The 16812-nt window shown below is 48.4% G+C and carries 18 protein-coding genes and 1 riboswitch; of the genes, 14 read left to right on the forward strand and 4 right to left on the reverse strand.

The window, feature by feature from the left end:
* Positions 1 to 177: 177 nt before the first annotated feature.
* The 3 genes from CLOSYM_RS12385 (at position 178) to CLOSYM_RS12400 (ending at position 3300) form a co-directional block, all read left to right on the forward strand.
* Positions 178 to 705 carry a Gx transporter family protein gene (locus CLOSYM_RS12385; RefSeq protein WP_003509006.1) on the forward strand — a complete coding sequence of 176 codons (528 nt, stop codon included), beginning with the start codon at positions 178 to 180 and terminating at the stop codon, positions 703 to 705.
* A 275-nt stretch (positions 706 to 980) separates the two neighbouring features.
* Positions 981 to 2492: a UDP-glucose--hexose-1-phosphate uridylyltransferase gene (gene galT, locus CLOSYM_RS12395; RefSeq protein WP_044902402.1), complete on the forward strand. Its 1512-nt coding sequence runs from the start codon at positions 981 to 983 to the stop codon at positions 2490 to 2492.
* Between the two features lie 7 nt (positions 2493 to 2499).
* Entirely contained in the window at positions 2500 to 3300 is an 801-nt protein-coding gene (locus tag CLOSYM_RS12400; RefSeq protein WP_021642371.1) for a RelA/SpoT domain protein, read from the forward strand.
* A gap of 111 nt (positions 3301 to 3411) precedes the next feature.
* Here CLOSYM_RS12400 and CLOSYM_RS12405 read toward each other — a convergent pair whose 3' ends face one another.
* Positions 3412 to 3993 carry a LysE family transporter gene (locus CLOSYM_RS12405; protein WP_044902403.1) on the reverse strand — a complete coding sequence of 194 codons (582 nt, stop codon included), beginning with the start codon at positions 3991 to 3993 and terminating at the stop codon, positions 3412 to 3414.
* Entirely contained in the window at positions 3977 to 4117 is a 141-nt protein-coding gene (locus CLOSYM_RS22805) for a hypothetical protein (RefSeq protein WP_009295948.1), read from the reverse strand. Before CLOSYM_RS22805 ends, CLOSYM_RS12405 begins: the two co-directional genes overlap by 17 nt.
* Before the next feature lie 135 nt (positions 4118 to 4252).
* Here CLOSYM_RS22805 and CLOSYM_RS12410 point away from each other — a divergent pair, with 135 nt between their 5' ends.
* Complete coding sequence (locus tag CLOSYM_RS12410) at positions 4253 to 4804, forward strand: helix-turn-helix domain-containing protein (RefSeq protein ID WP_003499239.1); 552 nt, start codon at positions 4253 to 4255, stop codon at positions 4802 to 4804.
* A 92-nt stretch (positions 4805 to 4896) separates the two neighbouring features.
* Here CLOSYM_RS12410 and CLOSYM_RS12415 read toward each other — a convergent pair whose 3' ends face one another.
* Positions 4897 to 5925: a PTS sugar transporter subunit IIC gene (locus tag CLOSYM_RS12415; protein ID WP_003499238.1), complete on the reverse strand. Its 1029-nt coding sequence runs from the start codon at positions 5923 to 5925 to the stop codon at positions 4897 to 4899.
* A 422-nt stretch (positions 5926 to 6347) separates the two neighbouring features.
* Here CLOSYM_RS12415 and CLOSYM_RS12420 point away from each other — a divergent pair, with 422 nt between their 5' ends.
* From CLOSYM_RS12420 to CLOSYM_RS12465, 10 genes are all read left to right on the forward strand, one after another.
* A complete protein-coding gene (locus tag CLOSYM_RS12420; protein ID WP_003499236.1) occupies positions 6348 to 6779 on the forward strand; it encodes a hypothetical protein in 432 nt (143 codons plus the stop codon).
* 85 nt (positions 6780 to 6864) lie between these two features.
* Complete coding sequence (gene metF, locus CLOSYM_RS12425) at positions 6865 to 7725, forward strand: methylenetetrahydrofolate reductase [NAD(P)H] (RefSeq protein ID WP_021642378.1); 861 nt, start codon at positions 6865 to 6867, stop codon at positions 7723 to 7725.
* A gap of 21 nt (positions 7726 to 7746) precedes the next feature.
* Entirely contained in the window at positions 7747 to 8409 is a 663-nt protein-coding gene (locus tag CLOSYM_RS12430; protein WP_009295951.1) for a vitamin B12 dependent-methionine synthase activation domain-containing protein, read from the forward strand.
* A 3-nt stretch (positions 8410 to 8412) separates the two neighbouring features.
* Positions 8413 to 10902, forward strand: a complete 2490-nt coding sequence (locus tag CLOSYM_RS12435) for a homocysteine S-methyltransferase family protein (protein WP_021642379.1) — start codon at positions 8413 to 8415, stop codon at positions 10900 to 10902.
* 146 nt (positions 10903 to 11048) lie between these two features.
* Positions 11049 to 11900 carry a MurR/RpiR family transcriptional regulator gene (locus tag CLOSYM_RS12440; protein ID WP_003499225.1) on the forward strand — a complete coding sequence of 284 codons (852 nt, stop codon included), beginning with the start codon at positions 11049 to 11051 and terminating at the stop codon, positions 11898 to 11900.
* Between the two features lie 331 nt (positions 11901 to 12231).
* Positions 12232 to 12495, forward strand: a complete 264-nt coding sequence (locus tag CLOSYM_RS12445) for an HPr family phosphocarrier protein (protein ID WP_003499223.1) — start codon at positions 12232 to 12234, stop codon at positions 12493 to 12495.
* A gap of 127 nt (positions 12496 to 12622) precedes the next feature.
* Entirely contained in the window at positions 12623 to 13057 is a 435-nt protein-coding gene (locus CLOSYM_RS12450) for an acyl-CoA thioesterase (protein WP_003499221.1), read from the forward strand.
* Positions 13058 to 13060: 3 nt separating this feature from the next.
* A complete protein-coding gene (locus CLOSYM_RS12455; protein ID WP_021642381.1) occupies positions 13061 to 13600 on the forward strand; it encodes a phosphatase PAP2 family protein in 540 nt (179 codons plus the stop codon).
* Positions 13601 to 13610: 10 nt separating this feature from the next.
* Positions 13611 to 13709, forward strand: a riboswitch (THF riboswitch).
* 61 nt (positions 13710 to 13770) lie between these two features.
* Positions 13771 to 14346 (forward strand): folate family ECF transporter S component, encoded by a 576-nt coding sequence (locus tag CLOSYM_RS12460; protein WP_003499218.1) that lies wholly within the window; start codon positions 13771 to 13773, stop codon positions 14344 to 14346.
* A gap of 491 nt (positions 14347 to 14837) precedes the next feature.
* Positions 14838 to 15671, forward strand: a complete 834-nt coding sequence (locus tag CLOSYM_RS12465) for an Mrp/NBP35 family ATP-binding protein (RefSeq protein WP_009295954.1) — start codon at positions 14838 to 14840, stop codon at positions 15669 to 15671.
* 140 nt (positions 15672 to 15811) lie between these two features.
* Here CLOSYM_RS12465 and CLOSYM_RS12470 read toward each other — a convergent pair whose 3' ends face one another.
* On the reverse strand, positions 15812 to 16654 hold the full coding sequence (locus CLOSYM_RS12470; RefSeq protein WP_003499213.1) for a D-amino acid aminotransferase: 843 nt from the start codon (positions 16652 to 16654) through the stop codon (positions 15812 to 15814).
* Positions 16655 to 16812 lie beyond the last annotated feature (158 nt).

Genomic DNA, 16812 nt, shown 5'->3' on the forward strand with positions numbered 1-16812 from the left:
CGCGTCCTCCACACCTCAGTTAAATCTCCATTTATTGTTCTGCTTTACAAAACTTCTTCATTTCGATAAAATGGTATCGGTGAAAGTCCGCATCAAAGATTTTTACCCGTATGGATTCTGAGAAACAGGCGTCAACCCGTAACTGACGCCGCAGGTTGAGAAAAGAGGACACCCTCTATGAATTATAAAAGAGAAACCCGCAAAGGCGACCGGCAGGCGGTGAAGATAGCGCTCTATGGCATTCTGCTCTCACTGGCCATGCTGTTAGGCTATGTGGAAACACTGGTTCCGATCAGCCTCGGAATACCGGGAGTCAAACTGGGACTGGCAAACCTGGTGAATATCGTATCCCTGTACCTCATAGGAACAGGAGGAACCATAGCCATTGCGCTGGCAAGGATTGTTCTTCTGACCGGTTTTGCGTATGGCAATATGGCGATGATGATTTACAGTCTGGCAGGAGGCGCCCTCAGTCTCGCACTGATGATTTTCTGCAAAAAAAGAGGATGGTTCAGCCAATTGGGAATCAGTATCATCGGAGGAGTCGGCCATAATGTCGGCCAGCTTTGTGTAGCGGCCTTCGTCGTGGAAAACAGCGCCGTTTTTTACTATCTGCCGTTTTTGCTGGCGGCAGGAACCGCAGCGGGCGCCCTGATAGGCATTCTCGGCGGAGTCGTAACAAAACGTCTGGAATCACACCTGTGATTATGATATAATGTCCGCAGAGCGGGCATTATATCTGCGCATTTGCAGTTTGTGCGTTCACCGCAGAAAGCTGGCGCTGTTTTCCGTCGGAGACTCATGTGAACGCAGTGAACATGATATAATGTCCGCAGAGCGGGCATTATATCTGCGCATTTGCAGTTTGTGCGTTCACCGCAGAAAGCTGGCGCTGTTTTCCGTCGGAGACTCAGGCCGCCGGGCGGATTGGGAAATAAAGTAAATGTGTTTTTCACATGATTGATAACAGGAGGCGTGGTATGGTAAATGAAGCGATCAAAAAACTGGTAAAATACGGTCTTGATACAGGGCTGATTCAGGAAGAGGACAGGATTTATGCGACGAATCAGATTCTGGATGTCCTGAAACTGGACGAGTACGGTGAACCGGAGACGGAAATCGGAGAAGTCAGCCTGGAGGAGACACTGAAAGAGCTGTTGGATTATGCCCATGAGTCCGGAGTCCTGCCGGAAGACAGTGTAGTGTTCCGGGATTTATTTGATACACGGCTGATGAACTGCCTGATGCCGAGACCGTCCGAGGTGGTTCGGACGTTCTGGGAGCTTTATAACGGACAGTCATCACAGGCGGCTACGGATTATTACTATAAACTGAGCCAGGATTCCGATTATATCCGAAGATACCGCGTCTGCAAGGATATGAAATGGGTGACCAGCACTAAATACGGCGATCTGGACATTACGGTTAATCTGTCCAAACCGGAGAAAGATCCGAAAGCTATCGCAGCAGCCAAACTGGCTAAACAGAGCGGATATCCGAAGTGTCTGCTCTGCCGGGAGAATGAAGGATATGCCGGCCGCGTGAACCATCCGGCCCGCAATAACCACCGTGTTATTCCAATCACAATCAATGACAGCCAGTGGGGGTTCCAATATTCACCATATGTTTATTATAATGAACATTGTATCGTTTTCAACGGCCGCCATATTCCGATGAAAATAGAAAAAGAAACCTTTGTCAAGCTTTTTGACTTTGTAAAAATGTTTCCTCATTATTTCCTGGGCTCGAATGCGGATCTTCCGATTGTCGGCGGTTCCATCTTAAGCCATGATCATTTTCAGGGAGGCCATTACACATTCGCCATGGCGAAAGCGCCGATCGAAAAATATTTTAAAATCAAAGATTTTGAGGATGTGGAGACGGGAATAGTATACTGGCCCATGTCGGTGCTGCGCACAAGATCCGGGAACCCGGACCGGCTGATTGAACTTGGAGAGAAGGTGCTTGCCGCCTGGAGAGACTATACGGATGAAGCGGCGTTTGTTTTTGCCCGGACGGAGGGAGAACCGCATAATACGATCACCCCGATTGCCCGAAGGAACGGAGAGATGTACGAGCTGGATCTGGTGCTGAGGAATAATATTACGACGGAAGAATTTCCGCTGGGTGTATTTCATCCTCACCAGGAGCTTCATCATATAAAGAAAGAAAATATCGGTCTGATCGAAGTAATGGGACTGGCGGTGCTGCCGTCCAGGCTGAAAGATGAGCTGGCGCTGTTGGGTGATTATATTGTGGAAGGCAGAGATATCAGAAGCTGCGGGGAGCTTGAAAAGCATGCCGCGTGGGTGGAAGCATTTCTTCCAAAGTATGAAGCGGTCACGAAAGAGAATGTGGAAGAGATATTAAAGAATGAGGTAGGCCTTGTATTTGAACGGGTTCTGGAAGACGCCGGAGTTTATAAATGCACAGAGGAAGGCAGGGCGGCATTCGCCAGGTTCCTGAATTCGATTGGCGCCGGAGAGGTATAGAGAGAGGATGTTTAGCAGAGAAACATTTTTTGAGAAATACAATATGGATTACGAAGATTTTGAATCGGCCGGCCTTACCTGGGAGGAGCTTCAGGCAATCCATGACAATTACAGGGGGCTGGAACGGAAGCTCCGTGGAATCGGTAAAGATTTTGTGGATGAATACCTTTATGATATAGAGAAGGCCGGAATCCATTCTTACCGCTACAGGACAAAGGAACCGGGGCATCTGATAGAAAAGATTATCCGTAAAAGGAAAGAACATCCTGAGAAATTTGAAAAGATTAACAGTACGAATTACTGTAAATATGTGACGGATTTAATCGGCATCCGCGTGTTTTTCCTATACCGTGAGGACTGGAAGCATTTTCATGAATATATTACCTCTGTATTTGAAAATAACCCGGAGCAGTATGTGGAAGACCGGGAAGCAGATTTTGACGGGAATGAGGAACATTACTATATAGCGGAACGCCCCAAGGTTTACAGGAGGACAGGGGACAGCCGGATTTATGACGAAAGCCTGATAGACATCAAATCAGACGGGATTTACCGTTCTCTCCATTACATTGTCAAGTATAAGGGGTATTACGTGGAGATACAGGCCAGGACCCTGTTTGAAGAGGGGTGGAGCGAGGTGGATCATGATATTGTTTATCCGTATTTCCAGGACGATGAGATGCTGAAAGATTTTTCGACTCTTCTCAACCGACTGTCGGGAATGGCTGATGAGATGAGTTCTTATTTCCGCCGGATGAAGGAGAAAAAAGAGGGAGCAAGGGAGAGAGAGGAGCAGACGCCGATCTGATTTACGATTCTGAGCCGCCGAAACATGCAGAGAGAAGTCTGCCTTTGTTTCGGCGGCTTTTGCTTGAAACGGTGAGCCCTGCGCGGAGCGTGCAGGATATCGTAACGGCGGTCAGTGAAACAGGGATACGGCGCAATACACGAGCAGGATTGCCATAACAAAATTCACCATCCTGGCATGCATTGAGAAAAATTTGCAGAAAGCAGCTCCGAACAGCGCCCATACGTAGGTGCCTGAGGCACCGATTACCGACAGCAGGACGGTAAAACCGCATAATGCCCCAAACGATTGGTATACCGGTAAAATATAGAGGGACATGGCAGTAATCGCATATATGTAGATTTTGGGGTTGGCAAACTGCAGTATCATACCTGAGAGAAAGCCGGCCTCCTTTCCGGTTCCATTATTCAAAACTCCGGTGCTTCTCCAGACCTTCCATGCGAGATACAGCATATAGGCAGCTCCTAAAACCTGCATGACGATTTTTACTTTTGGCAGAAGAGAGTAGAGGGCTGCACTGAATATCGTACAAAGCGCCATAACGATTGAGAATCCTGCTGTAATTCCGAAATTAAACCGGATACTCCGGGAAAAGCCAAGTCGCATCGCATTGCTCATGGAAAGCAGATTGTTGGCTCCCGGCGAGTATGCGGTAATAAAACAGTAAATCAGAAAATCAGATAAACGGAACATGGTTTACCTCCTTTTTCTCTTTCAGCCTCTTTTCAAGGTTTAGCCAGTCTTCAGAGACGGCTATATTGGATGGGTGAATGGAAAACCACCATTTAAAGAAATTGACTATAACAGATTTTTTCATGGGAAAACCTCCTTTGCCCTTTACAAGGATAAGAAAAAACTATATAATAATACAAAATGAACGTTATATTGTATCGATACGATATAATAATACATTCTGTGCGATATATTGTCAATGGGGGAGGATGGAAAAAAATTGGATCCAATGAATTTGATTGTTGCAAAAAATATCAGGAGACTTCGTGAAGAGAATAAACTGAGCATGGACGAGCTTTCCCGGCTGAGCGGAGTCAGCAAAAGCATGCTGGCTCAGATTGAGCGGGGAGACGGTAATCCGACGATATCAACATTGTGGAAAATTTCGAATGGTATGAAAGTACCGTTTGATGCTTTGACCGTTCGCCCCGAGAACCTGTATCAGATTGTGAAAACCTCGGAGATACAGCCGCTGCTGGAGGATAACGGGAAGGTCAGAAACTATCCGGTCTTTCCGGATGATGAGAACAGGAGATTTGCCGTATATTATCTGGAACTGGAGGAAGGAAGCTTCTGGGAGTCGGAACCTCATTTAAAAGGGGCGGCGGAATTTATAACCGTATTCAAGGGACAGGTGGAAATATATGCGGACAGTCAGCCGTTTATTGTTGGTCAGGGAGAAAGCATCCGGTTTAGAGCCGATACGGTTCATTCCTATAAAAACGCGGGCGATGGAACGGCAATCCTGCATATGATTATTTATAATCCATAGTGAAACAAAAAAGGACGAAAGCCCATTTTAGCTTTCGTCCTTTTCTGCTTTATGTCTATCCGGCGTATGGAACGCCGGATTATAAATGTTACTTATAAATCCAGCTTGAGGTCGCCTTCCTTTATCCATCCGGCTTTTCTGCATGCAGCCCCGAAGATCGGCGTCAGGACAGCCGGAAGAATGAAGCAGACAAGGAGAATGCCCAGCCACATATTTGTTCCGCCTGTTTCCTGCATCGCCGTATATACGCCGATCGGGCCGACCAGGCCGCAGGTACCCATACCGGAACCGGTCGGAATATTTTCAAGCCGGAAAACCATGGTTGAAATGGGGCCGGTTACCATAGAAGCTAAAGTCGGCGGAATCCAGATTCTGGGATTCTTAACAATGTTTCCCATTTGAAGCATGGAGGTTCCAAGGCCCTGGGCTAAAAGACCGCCCCATTTATTTTCCCGGAAACTTAAGACGGCAAAGCCGACCATCTGTGCGCAGCAGCCTGCCGTGGCAGCGCCCCCGGCCAGCCCGTCCAGGCTCAGCATAATGCAGATTGCAGCGCTGCTGATAGGAAGAGTCAGCGCAATGCCGATGAGAGCGGAAACCAGGATTCCCATGAAGAGCGGCTGCATGACGGTGGCCGTTTTAACGAGATTTCCAAATGCGGTCATGAAAGCGGAAACACCGGGGCCGACAAACTGGGAGGCCAGTACGCCGGAAGTGATGGTGATTCCCGGAGTGACAAGGATATCCACAGGCGTTTCTTTGGAAACTAATTTTCCGAGTTCCGTGGCAATGATGGTGGCAACCAGGGCGCCGACAGGACCGCCCAGCTCATTGCCTGCGATACCGACCGTGGCGGCGGAAAACAGCACGAGCGTCGGCGCTTTCAGAGCATAGGCAATGGAGACGCCAAGCGCTGCTCCCGTGGCGCTTTTGGCATAGGTGGAAATGGTGGTAAATATTTCGATATGGGTTTTGTCCCCCAGCGTTGCGAAGATGGTTCCGATGAGAAGCGAAGCGAAAAGGCCGAAGGCCATTGCGCCCAGCGCATCAATGAGGTAGGTCTGTACAGAAATGTTGATTTGTTTGCGTTTCAGGAAATCCCTGAAGGTACTTTTACTCATAATAAAATCCCCCTGTTATCTTGTCTGTGATATCGGCGCCCGTTTTTCTGACGTGGAACAGTTCAGAGGGGCGCGCTGCTTGTATACAAAAAAATATAGACTATATTATAAACTGAAAGATATGAATTTTCAATCATATGTATAAATTGTTCGCAGCACGCTGTTTTTTGGCGGGGGGTGAACAGTAACCGTGAGGCAATCAGCGGCCGCTGTCTGTCAAGACGGCGGCCTCACCTGCTTATTTATTTCAAAAAAATAAAATATATGGTATAATGACCGCATAGCGGGCATTATACCGCGCATAAACGGTTTCTGCGTTCACCGCAGAAATCCGGCGCTGTTTTCCGTCGGAGACTCCATGTTCCCTGAGGAACATGGTATACTATGACAAACAGACGTCAGGACGAAAGGAGAGTGGCAGCATGGTAAAACGAATATGTCCAATCTGCGATCAGGCGATGAAGGGAAAGCATTATTGTCCTGTTTGCAGAAGTTATGTGAAGAATCCGATTATAATGAACCGGGATTATTATCTGAATGAACGCCATCCGGCTTACGAAACGGACTGTGAATACCATAATCCGGCAATATCCCGGGAACAAAAGCCGCAGATTAAAAAAACGGCTCACGGACAGACGGCAAAGCCGGGAAGCGGGATGCCCGCATACGGCGGCAGCCGGAATCAAACCGGGCGCAGGATTCAGCAGAAACAAACCGGGCCGGTTTATACTCCGGCAGGCACTGGGAAAAAGGCCGGGAATCCGGTGACATCGTTTATTTTGATTTTCATTGTCATCATGTTCCTGATTTCTCTTCTGTCTGCCGTTATACCGTTTATGATGTTTGCCCTGTAGAGGAAGACATGCTCTACATAATTTGCTGCAGTTTGGACGAAGGCTGAACTGCAACGAAAGTTGCTGACAGGAGAGGAGAACAGCGATGAAAATTAAAGACATACTGGCAGCCGGCAGTCCCACACTCTCATTTGAAGTATTTCCCCCAAAGGGGGAGGAGGCCTATGAGTCTGTGGAGAAGGCGGCCCTTGAGATTGCAAAACTGAAACCGGCATTTATGAGTGTGACTTACGGGGCAGGGGGAGGAACGAGCCGCTATACGGTCGGGATTGCCTCTGATATACAGCGGGAAACCGGTGTAAATACGCTGGCGCACCTGACCTGTGTTTCCTCGACAAGGAGTGAGGTGAAATCCGTCCTGAAGCAGCTGAGAGAGAAACAAATTGAAAATGTGCTGGCGCTTCGCGGGGACATCCCGGCGGACGGCCCCATAGCAACCGATTACCGCTACGCGTCGGAGCTTATCTATGATATCAAGCAGTTTGATGAAAATCTCTGCATCGGGGCGGCCTGTTATCCGGAGGGCCATGTGGAGTCGGTTAACAAGACGGCGGATATTGAGCATCTGAGGGAAAAAGTTGAAGCCGGCTGTGATTTTGTCACTACACAGATGTTTTTTGATAATAATATACTTTATAATTATCTTTACAGAATCCGGGAAAGAGGCATTACGGTTCCGGTGGTAGCAGGGATAATGCCGGTAACAAACGTAAAGCAGATTAAAAGAATCTGCCAGATGTCGGGTACTTACCTTCCGGCCAGGTTTAAGGCCATCGTAGACCGGTTCGGCGATAATCCCGCAGCCATGAAGCAGGCTGGAATCGCTTATGCCACAGAACAGATTATCGACCTGATTGCCAATCATGTGAACGGGATCCATGTCTATTCTATGAATAAACCGGATGTGGCGGCAAAAATAGGGAACAGTCTGTCGGAAATTCTATAACAGGAGCGTACGGAAAAACAGATGGAAGACAGTATAAAATCAGAAGTAAACCGGAGGGAGGTTTACAGGTATCTTGGACTGGGCCGCCATGAGCCGGATGAGAGAACGGCGCTGCTGGTGGAGGAATCCCTCGTGGAGCTTGAAAATGCGGCGGCACCCAGATTCTTTTCTAGAAGTTACCCGCTCTCGGTTCTTCCGGACGGGAAACTCGATCTTACCTGCTTCCGGGTGGAGAGCAGGGATTTGTCGAGAAACCTGAAAGACTGTGAGGAGGTCATACTGTTTGCGGCAACCCTGGGAACCGGTCCGGATCTGCTGGTGCGCAGGTACAGCCGTCTTGAAATGAGCCGTGCAGTAGTCGTTCAGGCAGCGGCAGCCGCCATGATCGAAGCGTGGTGCGACAGGAAGAACGGGGAACTGAAAGAAGAAGCGCTCAGGCAGGGAAAGTACCTGCGCCCCAGATTCAGTCCCGGATATGGAGACTTTTCACTGGACTGCCAGAAGGATATAATCAGGGCGCTGGAGGCGGAGAAGACCGTTGGGGTTACCTTGACGGACAGCCTTCTGATGACGCCGTCGAAATCCGTGACGGCAGTGATAGGGGCCGGAAGGAATGAATTCCGGTGTGAATTAAAAGGATGTGAGGTATGCGGCAAAACGGACTGCCTGTACCGGAGAGGTTAAAATATGGCCATTTTAGAGGAACTCAGAGAAAAAATCCTTCTGTTTGACGGGGGAACCGGCAGTCTTTTGCAGGAGGCCGGACTTAAACCGGGGGAATTACCGGAGACATGGAACATCAGTCATCCCGATATTGTGGTAAAGCTGCACAGCGATTATCTGGAAGCCGGCTGTGATATTATAAAGACAAATACGTTTGGTGCGAACCGTTTCAAATACAACAGCGGTACACAGTACAGCCTGAAGGAAATCGTAACGGCAGCGATGGACAATGCCAAATGCGCGGTCAAAAAGGCAGGGCGGGGATATATCGCACTGGATATCGGGCCGACCGGAAAGCTGTTAAAGCCGATGGGACAACTGGATTTTGAGGAGGCTGTTTCAGTATTCAGGGAGGTGGCAGAAACAGGAGCGGAACAGGGTGCCGACCTGATCCTGATTGAAACAATGAGTGACACTTACGAGCTGAAAGCGGCTGTGCTGGCTGCCAAAGAGATCAGCAGCCTGCCTGTTTTTGCAACTGTAATATTCGATGAGAAGGGGAAGATGCTGACCGGCGGTACGCCGCAGACGGCTATCGCTCTTTTGGAAGGACTTGGCGTGGACGCCGTGGGAATGAACTGCGGCCTTGGACCGGTTCAGATGAAACCTCTGGCGGCGGAATTTATCAAATACGCTTCGGTTCCTGTTATTGTAAATCCAAATGCCGGCCTTCCAAGAAGTGAAGGAGGAAGAACCGTATACGACATCGGCCCGGATGAATTTGAGCAGGCGATGGAAGAGATACTTGATATGGGCATTTCCGTTGCCGGCGGCTGCTGCGGAACCACGCCCGGGCATATCAGGCGGCTTAACCGGCTGCGGGCCGGAAGAAGACAGAAGCTGCCACAGGAGAAGCAGAGTACGGTAATTACATCCTATGCGGCGGCGGTTGAGATAGGCGATGATCCTGTAATTATCGGGGAGCGCATCAACCCGACGGGGAAATCGAAATTCAAGCAGGCGCTGCGTGATCATGATCTCGAATTTATCCTCAGGGAAGGCATTTCGCAGCAGGAACGGGGTGCCCATGTTCTGGATGTCAATGTGGGCCTTCCGGAGATTGACGAGCCGTCCATGATGGCGGAGGTAATCCGTGAGCTTCAGGGGATAACGGAGCTTCCTCTTCAGATTGACACGTCGAATACGGAGGCGATGGCCCGGGCTATGCGTGTCTACAATGGGAAACCGCTCCTTAATTCCGTTAACGGAAAGCAGGAAGTGATGGACGCCGTTTTTCCGCTGGTAAAAAGATACGGTGCAGTAGTGGTTGCCCTGACCCTGGATGAATCGGGAATCCCGGAGACAGCGGACGGCAGAATCGCCATAGCAGAAAAAATTTACAGGGAAGCGGCAAAGTACGGGATTGGAAAAAAAGATATCCTGATAGATGCCCTGTGTATGACGATCAGTTCGGATCGGCTCGGGGCGCTTACTACACTGGAGACAGTTAAAAGAGTCAGACAGGAGATGGGTGGCAGGACCATACTTGGCGTATCCAATATATCATTCGGACTGCCTGTAAGAGAAAATATCAACGCCAATTTTTTCACGCTGGCGCTCTATAACGGTTTGAATGCGGCAATCATCAACCCCGGTTCGGAGGCAATGATGTGTTCTTACCACAGCTTCCGTGCCCTGGCTGCACTCGACGAGAACTGCGGAAGTTATATCGAGGCATATAAGAATGCGGCGGCTTCATCGGCCGCCGGTTCAGGCAGTCCGGCGCCCGGCACATCCGGAAACCGGCTGGGATCTGATACGGCCGGAAGGAAAGCGGAAGCGGCGCCCGGCTCGGGAAACGGCAGGGGGAACAATCCGGCATGGGACGGGGAGGAGGAACGCCTTGCCCTCAGTGTGGAGAAGGGACTCAGGGAGCAGGCGGCACAGTCGGCAAAACAGCTTCTCGCCGAAAAAGAACCGCTGGACGTTATTAACACCTGCATGATTCCGGCCCTGGATCATGTGGGAAAAGGATTTGAAGCGGGAACCGTCTTTCTGCCCCAGCTTCTGATGAGCGCGGAAGCAGCAAAAGCTGCTTTCGATGTAATCAAAGAGAAGATGGCAGAATCAGGCCAGGCCAGGGAGAAGAAGGGAAAAATCATCCTGGCGACTGTTAAAGGCGATATTCATGATATTGGAAAGAATATTGTCAGGGTTCTTCTGGAAAACTACAGCTATGATGTTCTGGATCTGGGAAAAGACGTTGCGCCGGAACAGATCGTCAGGGAAGCGGTCAAACAGCATGTACCGCTGGTCGGACTGAGTGCATTGATGACGACAACTGTCCCCGCTATGAAGGAAACCATTCAAAGACTGAGGCAGGAAGCTCCCTGGACAAAAATAATGGTGGGCGGAGCCGTTCTGACACCGGAATACGCAAAAACAATCGGTGCGGACACATATTGCAGCGACGCGATGGCATCTGTTTCCTATGCGCAGAAGATAATTGCTTAAAATGTATAACAGTTCAGACAGCAAGAGCTGTTACTGAAATGTTATAAAAACTTGTATTTCTGTAAAAATACCATTGTAAAACAGCAGGTGCTGTGATATAATCACGTCATGAAATAAAATTACACGCAGAAGAGGAACGGTGAAATATGGAAGAGGCAAAAAGTGTAATCGGCGTGATATGCTCCTCCTATGATTCATTTTTTGATTCCGAGAAGAAAATTGCAAATTGTATCATGGAGCGCAAACGGGAGGTCGTGGACATGACGGTTGCCGAGCTGGCCCAGGCCAGCGGCGCCAGTGACGCTTCCGTGTCACGATTTTGCCGGAGATGCGGTTTCAAGGGGTTTCATCAATTAAAGATGACTCTGGCCAGGGAGCTGTCCGAGGAATCCCAGGCATCGGTGGGAAATGACATCAGCCGCAGGGATATCGGCCAGTCACTGCAGAATATTCTGGCTAACAAGACGGAAGAAATACGGCAGACGGTGGCCATGATGGATCCCGAAAATCTGGACAGGATCCTGGATATAATACAGAAGGCCAGGATGGTACAGCTTGTGGCGGTCGGAAACACGATACCGGTCGCTTTGGACGCCGCATTCAAGTTTAATCAACTGGGAATCCCGGCTGCGACTGGGACAATTTTAGAAACCCAGACGGCATATGCTTTTAATCTCGGAAAAAAGGATGTTATCATAGCAATTTCCAATTCCGGAGTGTCGAGAAGACTCATCCGGATACTTGAAGGAGCCTCCGGCAACGGGGTGACGGTTATTTCCATCACGAACAACCCGGAATCGCCGGTGGCAAAGCTTTCCGACTATCACATTACAACCGCAACAAGGGAAAAACTGCTGAGAGAAGATTTCCTGTTTTCAAGAGTTCCGGCCACTATGGTGATAGAGATTCTTTATCTTCTTTTATCTGTCAGCATCCGAGGGGCAGAGGAGAATGTCAGGAGGCATGAGACCGCCATTATGGAAGACAAGCAGTTGTAGATAATTGCGGTGGGGACAATACTTTTATGAAATTATGGGAAAGTTACTGTTCACAGGTTGTATTTCGCGAGGTGTTTTCGTGCGCATTTTACACGAAAATCCCGGGTTTCACGGCGCGAAACTGCGTTTTTTTGCAGTTTCTGTGCATCGCTAAGCGTGTTATTGTTTCCAGCATGCCGCTTATTGGCATGGTGTGAACAGTAACATGGGAAATATTTAATGGTGCCTGTACTTGACAGTCAATACAACTTATACTAGAATTTAATTAAACTCAGATAAAAGAACGTAAAGTACTATTAATAAAGACAATAATAGTGAAGGAGAATAAAATATGTTATCAAAAAAATTAACAATCAATAATCCATCAGGTCTTCACTTAAGACCGGCCGGTGTTTTGTCCCAGGCCGCTATGAAATTCAAAAGCGATATTAAGATTGTATGCGGAGAAAAAGAAATTACGGCAAAGAGCGTTTTAAACGTTATGGCGGCAGGTATCAAGTGCGGTACTGAAATCAACCTGATCTGTGACGGACCGGATGAGGAAGAAGCTTTGAAGACTCTTTCCGAAGCGATCGAGAGCGGGCTTGGAGAATAAGCATTGAAAACGGTGAAACAGTTTCATATGTTACACCGCAACAGGAATTAAGCTGAACTGCCGGAGAGTATTGCCACGTAGCGATACTCTCTTTTGCGCTATAAGAAACAGAAAGGGGAATTTTACGATGAAATTCGAAGTCTATGAACACAAAACACAATATTACGAGACGGACCAGATGGGAATCATCCACCATGCCAATTATCTTCACTGGTTTGAAGAGGCGAGGATTGATATAATGGAACAGATGGGCATGGGGTATGATATGATGGAAAAACAGGGAATTATCTGCCCGGTTTTGTCAATCCGCTGTGAATACAAGAGTATGTCACGTTTTGGTGAGACAGTCCAGGTTCTGACCAGCCTGAAAGAATATAACGGGATTAAGATGGCGCTGGAATACACGGTAATTGATAAGGAAACCGCCCAGGTGCGCTGTGTTGGTGAGAGCCGTCACTGTTTCCTGAACCGGGACGGAAGCCCCGTATCCCTTAAGCGCAATTACATTGAAATGGACAAGGCATTCCGTGAATATTCAGATACACAGGGAGAGGAATCATAATTTATGGCTCTGCTGGAACTGGAGTTTTCAATTCTTTATTTTATTCAGGGGCTTCATACGCCGTTCCTGGACCGCTTTATGACAGCCGTCACTTCTCTGGGGGATAAAGGATGGTTTTTTATTGTGCTGGGCATTATTCTTTTTTGTTTTAAACGGACAAGAAAAATGGGGGCGGCTGTGCTGCTTTCACTGGCAGCGGGCGGCCTCATCGGAAATGTGGTTCTGAAAAATCTTGTGATGCGGGATCGGCCCTGCTGGATCGATGAAAGTGTCCGGCTTCTGATACAGAATCCGAAGGACTTTTCCTTTCCCTCCGGACATACCCTGGCCTCTTTTGAGACAGCGGTCAGCATCTTTTTGTATAACAGGAAATGGGGGGTGCCGGTACTCATCCTGGCGTCGGTTATCGCACTTTCCAGATTATATCTTTTTGTGCATTTTCCGACGGATGTGTTAAGCGGAATGGCCCTTGGAATTTTTATTGGATGGTATGTTCACAGAACTATTGAAAAGTATAATTTTAGTGGTATACTGAGGCTATAAAATTTAAGAACGCAGAGTAGGCATACAGGCGTCAAGTGTCGGATGAACAGGGAGTTGACATCCGGACGAAGGGGAAATCCCCGCGGCCTGTATCCCGCATCCCGCTGCATCGCTGATAGTATATATCTCCTGATGTGGATCGAGAGTTCTGCAGAAGGAGGTATTTTTTTATGAAGAAACTTGCAACTGTATACCGTGATTCCTGCCGGGAGCTGAAACAGGTCAGGACAATCACAACCGCGGCTATGTTTATGGCTGTTTCCGTCGTACTTGGATACTTTACAATTGAGGCCGGTCCGTATCTGAAAATCGGATTTGGAAGCGTAGTCAACCAATTTGTCTACTTCCTGTTCGGGCCTGTGGTGGGAGGCTTCTACGGCGGAGTTCTGGATTTGGTTAAATATGTGGTTAAACCTACCGGAGCATTTTTTCCGGGATTCACGTTTAACGCCATACTTGCCGGTATCATTTACGGAACATTCCTCTACCAGAGGCCTCTTACATTCAAGAGAACCCTGGCGGTTCACTTCATCGTCATCATGGTCTGCAACGTATTCCTCAACACGCTGTTTCTCAGCATGATGTCCGGTAAGGGCATTCTTGCGTTGATTCCGATGCGTCTGGTAAAGAATATGATCATGTGGCCAATCGATACGGCGCTGTTCTATCTGATTGCGAAGAAGATGGAGGATGCCGGAATTGTGAAGGCAATCCGGAAATTCAGACTGCCGGGTGCGAGAGCGTAAACCGGCGGACTCCCATGTAAATATTACACTAATATTAAATCAACGATAACCTGCACGCGGAGCGTGCAGGTTACCGCCATCAATTACAGATAATTGAGCGGAATTAAATCCGGTGATATTCTTCCGGGCTTAATTCCGCTCAGTCTTTGTAAATATTAAATAGCGTAAATTTATGCAAAATATACTTAAACATCTACATCAGCCCATATTTATCATCTATCTAACACAAATGGAAGCACTGAGCGGCCACGACAAGGTCCGCACCAGCATCCCGTCCGCCGGCCGTTCCGGCGGCGTCCTCACCTGCTTTCCCTTCTCCCGCATATTTAGTAATAATATACTGAATAAAACAAGACAAAAATCATAGAATGTGCTAATATAATAAACAGGCTTTGGGAAATACTTATCACAGGGCGTGTGACGGAACACCGTCCTGCAAAGCATTCCTGAAAAAATTGAAAGCAAAATTTATCAGGCAAGGAGATATGGCAATGAGCGAAAATTGTAACCACAACTGCAGCAGCTGCAGCGAAAATTGTGAAAGCCGTACTGCGGAGAGCTTTTTAGAACCGTTAAATCCACAGAGCACAGTCAAAAAAGTAATCGGCGTAGTAAGCGGAAAAGGCGGAGTAGGAAAATCACTGGTGACTTCCCTGATGGCATGTAAGATGAGAGCAAAAAATTACCGTACTGCGATTCTGGATGCCGATATCACGGGGCCGTCCATTCCAAAGGCATTCGGTATCCATGAGACGGTAAGGGTTTCCGACGATAATCTGATGATGCCGGGAGTGAGCGCGACAGGCATAGAGATATTGTCCGCTAATATGATTCTGGAGAATGAGACGGATCCGGTGATCTGGAGAGGCCCGATTGTGGGAGGCGTGATTAAACAATTCTGGGGAGAGGCTCTCTGGAAAGATATTGATTTCATGTTTGTGGATATGCCTCCGGGAACCGGAGATGTGCCGCTGACCGTATTCCAGTCGCTTCCGCTGGCCGGAATCATCATTGTTACTTCACCGCAGGAGCTGGTATCGATGATAGTGGCAAAAGCCGTTAACATGGCTAAAAAGATGGATATCCCGATTCTGGGTCTGGTTGAGAACATGAGCTATCTGGAATGTCCTGACTGCGGAAAGAGAATCTCCGTGTTTGGTGAGAGCCGTATCGGGGAGACCGCCAAAGAATATGGAATCCCGGTACTCGCCCAGATTCCGATTAATCCTCAGATTGCGGAACGCGTTGACCAGGGAGTGGTAGAATATATTGAGACGCCATGGCTGGATCAGGCGGCTGAGGCAGTTGAGGGATTGATTAAATAGATAACGCTGCTGAGTCCTCGTAACAGTTCATACTGTCTGAACTGTTACGAGTTTTTTGTCCCGCCGGACGTCGGCTATGGGACGGAGGACTCATTTACGCCGCTTACGCCAGTCCGCCGGCTGCCGTTTTGCCCGTTTATTTACTCAGTAGCTTTCTTAAATCTCTCAAAATAGGAAAGCTGCACTTTTTTCCACAAATCCGTGGCTTTTCCGCCCACGGGCTGTCCGTCTATCTCACTGGCAATCAGGCCCAGCCGGGAAGAACTGGATACGATGACTTCGTCGGCATTCATCATCTCTTTAACCGTAAAAGGACGTTCGTCCACGGGAACTCCCAGTTTTTTACATTGTTCAATCAGGTGCATCCTGGAGATGCCCGGAAGTATATAGTGATCGGTTGGGTGTGTGATGAACACGCCGTCCTTTAAAATGGAGATATTACAGGAGGAGCATTCCGTCACGATGTCGCCCCTGTGGAATACACATTCGTCACAGCCGGCCTCGTGGGCTTTCTGATAGCCCATGACGTTGGGAATCAGGTTCAGTGTTTTGATATTGCAGTGAAGGAATCTGGTATCTTCCTGGGTGATGAGTTTCATGGTTTTTGACGGTGCGGCCAGGGAACCCGGCTTCAGCATGATCCAGAGATTTGGTTTGGAAGGCGGCTCCGGGAAGGAGTGGATCCGGATGGCCGTTCCTCTTGTCAGCTGCCAGTAGACGAAAATCTCCGAGTCGTCCATCTCTTTCAGCAGAGATTTAAGAATTTCAGCCAGTTCTTCACGGGAATAAGGAACCTCCATCTTAAGAAGGCCCGCACTGTTGTAAAAACGGTCCAGGTGGGCGTCCAGGGCAAAGATTTTACCGTTCCTGGCCAGTGTGGCGTCATATACACCGTCTCCAAAGTAGCAGACCCTGTCATTCATCGGGATCATCATTTCTTCCAATGGTCCGTAAGTTCCGTTGTAATAGCCTAGATATTTCATAGCAACCTCCTGTGTATTATTTTAGTAAGCTCAGTGAATTGCGAAACTGCTGATCTGAGCATACCACAGGCGGCTTATGTTTGTAAATGGTTACTGTTCACACGCGGGGCATTTGCTGCAGCATAATGGAGATTTAACTGAGGTTTGGAGGACGCGTC

The sequence above is a fragment of the [Clostridium] symbiosum ATCC 14940 genome, from assembly GCF_000466485.1.
GTDB lineage: Bacteria > Bacillota > Clostridia > Lachnospirales > Lachnospiraceae > Otoolea > Otoolea symbiosa.

Excerpts from the sequence above, each read along its gene's own strand:
- metF (WP_021642378.1), top strand. The coding sequence starts at position 6,865 with ATGAAAATTAAAGACATACTGGCAGCCGGCAGTCCCACACTCTCATTT.
- CLOSYM_RS12400 (WP_021642371.1), top strand. The coding sequence starts at position 2,500 with ATGTTTAGCAGAGAAACATTTTTTGAGAAATACAATATGGATTACGAA.
- CLOSYM_RS12460 (WP_003499218.1), top strand. The coding sequence starts at position 13,771 with ATGAAGAAACTTGCAACTGTATACCGTGATTCCTGCCGGGAGCTGAAA.
- CLOSYM_RS12405 (WP_044902403.1), bottom strand. The coding sequence starts at position 3,993 with ATGTTCCGTTTATCTGATTTTCTGATTTACTGTTTTATTACCGCATAC.
- CLOSYM_RS12385 (WP_003509006.1), top strand. The coding sequence starts at position 178 with ATGAATTATAAAAGAGAAACCCGCAAAGGCGACCGGCAGGCGGTGAAG.
- CLOSYM_RS12420 (WP_003499236.1), top strand. The coding sequence starts at position 6,348 with ATGGTAAAACGAATATGTCCAATCTGCGATCAGGCGATGAAGGGAAAG.
- galT (WP_044902402.1), top strand. The coding sequence starts at position 981 with ATGGTAAATGAAGCGATCAAAAAACTGGTAAAATACGGTCTTGATACA.
- CLOSYM_RS22805 (WP_009295948.1), bottom strand. The coding sequence starts at position 4,117 with ATGAAAAAATCTGTTATAGTCAATTTCTTTAAATGGTGGTTTTCCATT.
- CLOSYM_RS12470 (WP_003499213.1), bottom strand. The coding sequence starts at position 16,654 with ATGAAATATCTAGGCTATTACAACGGAACTTACGGACCATTGGAAGAA.
- CLOSYM_RS12450 (WP_003499221.1), top strand. The coding sequence starts at position 12,623 with ATGAAATTCGAAGTCTATGAACACAAAACACAATATTACGAGACGGAC.
- CLOSYM_RS12415 (WP_003499238.1), bottom strand. The coding sequence starts at position 5,925 with ATGAGTAAAAGTACCTTCAGGGATTTCCTGAAACGCAAACAAATCAAC.
- CLOSYM_RS12465 (WP_009295954.1), top strand. The coding sequence starts at position 14,838 with ATGAGCGAAAATTGTAACCACAACTGCAGCAGCTGCAGCGAAAATTGT.
- CLOSYM_RS12445 (WP_003499223.1), top strand. The coding sequence starts at position 12,232 with ATGTTATCAAAAAAATTAACAATCAATAATCCATCAGGTCTTCACTTA.
- CLOSYM_RS12435 (WP_021642379.1), top strand. The coding sequence starts at position 8,413 with ATGGCCATTTTAGAGGAACTCAGAGAAAAAATCCTTCTGTTTGACGGG.
- CLOSYM_RS12430 (WP_009295951.1), top strand. The coding sequence starts at position 7,747 with ATGGAAGACAGTATAAAATCAGAAGTAAACCGGAGGGAGGTTTACAGG.
- CLOSYM_RS12440 (WP_003499225.1), top strand. The coding sequence starts at position 11,049 with ATGGAAGAGGCAAAAAGTGTAATCGGCGTGATATGCTCCTCCTATGAT.
- CLOSYM_RS12455 (WP_021642381.1), top strand. The coding sequence starts at position 13,061 with ATGGCTCTGCTGGAACTGGAGTTTTCAATTCTTTATTTTATTCAGGGG.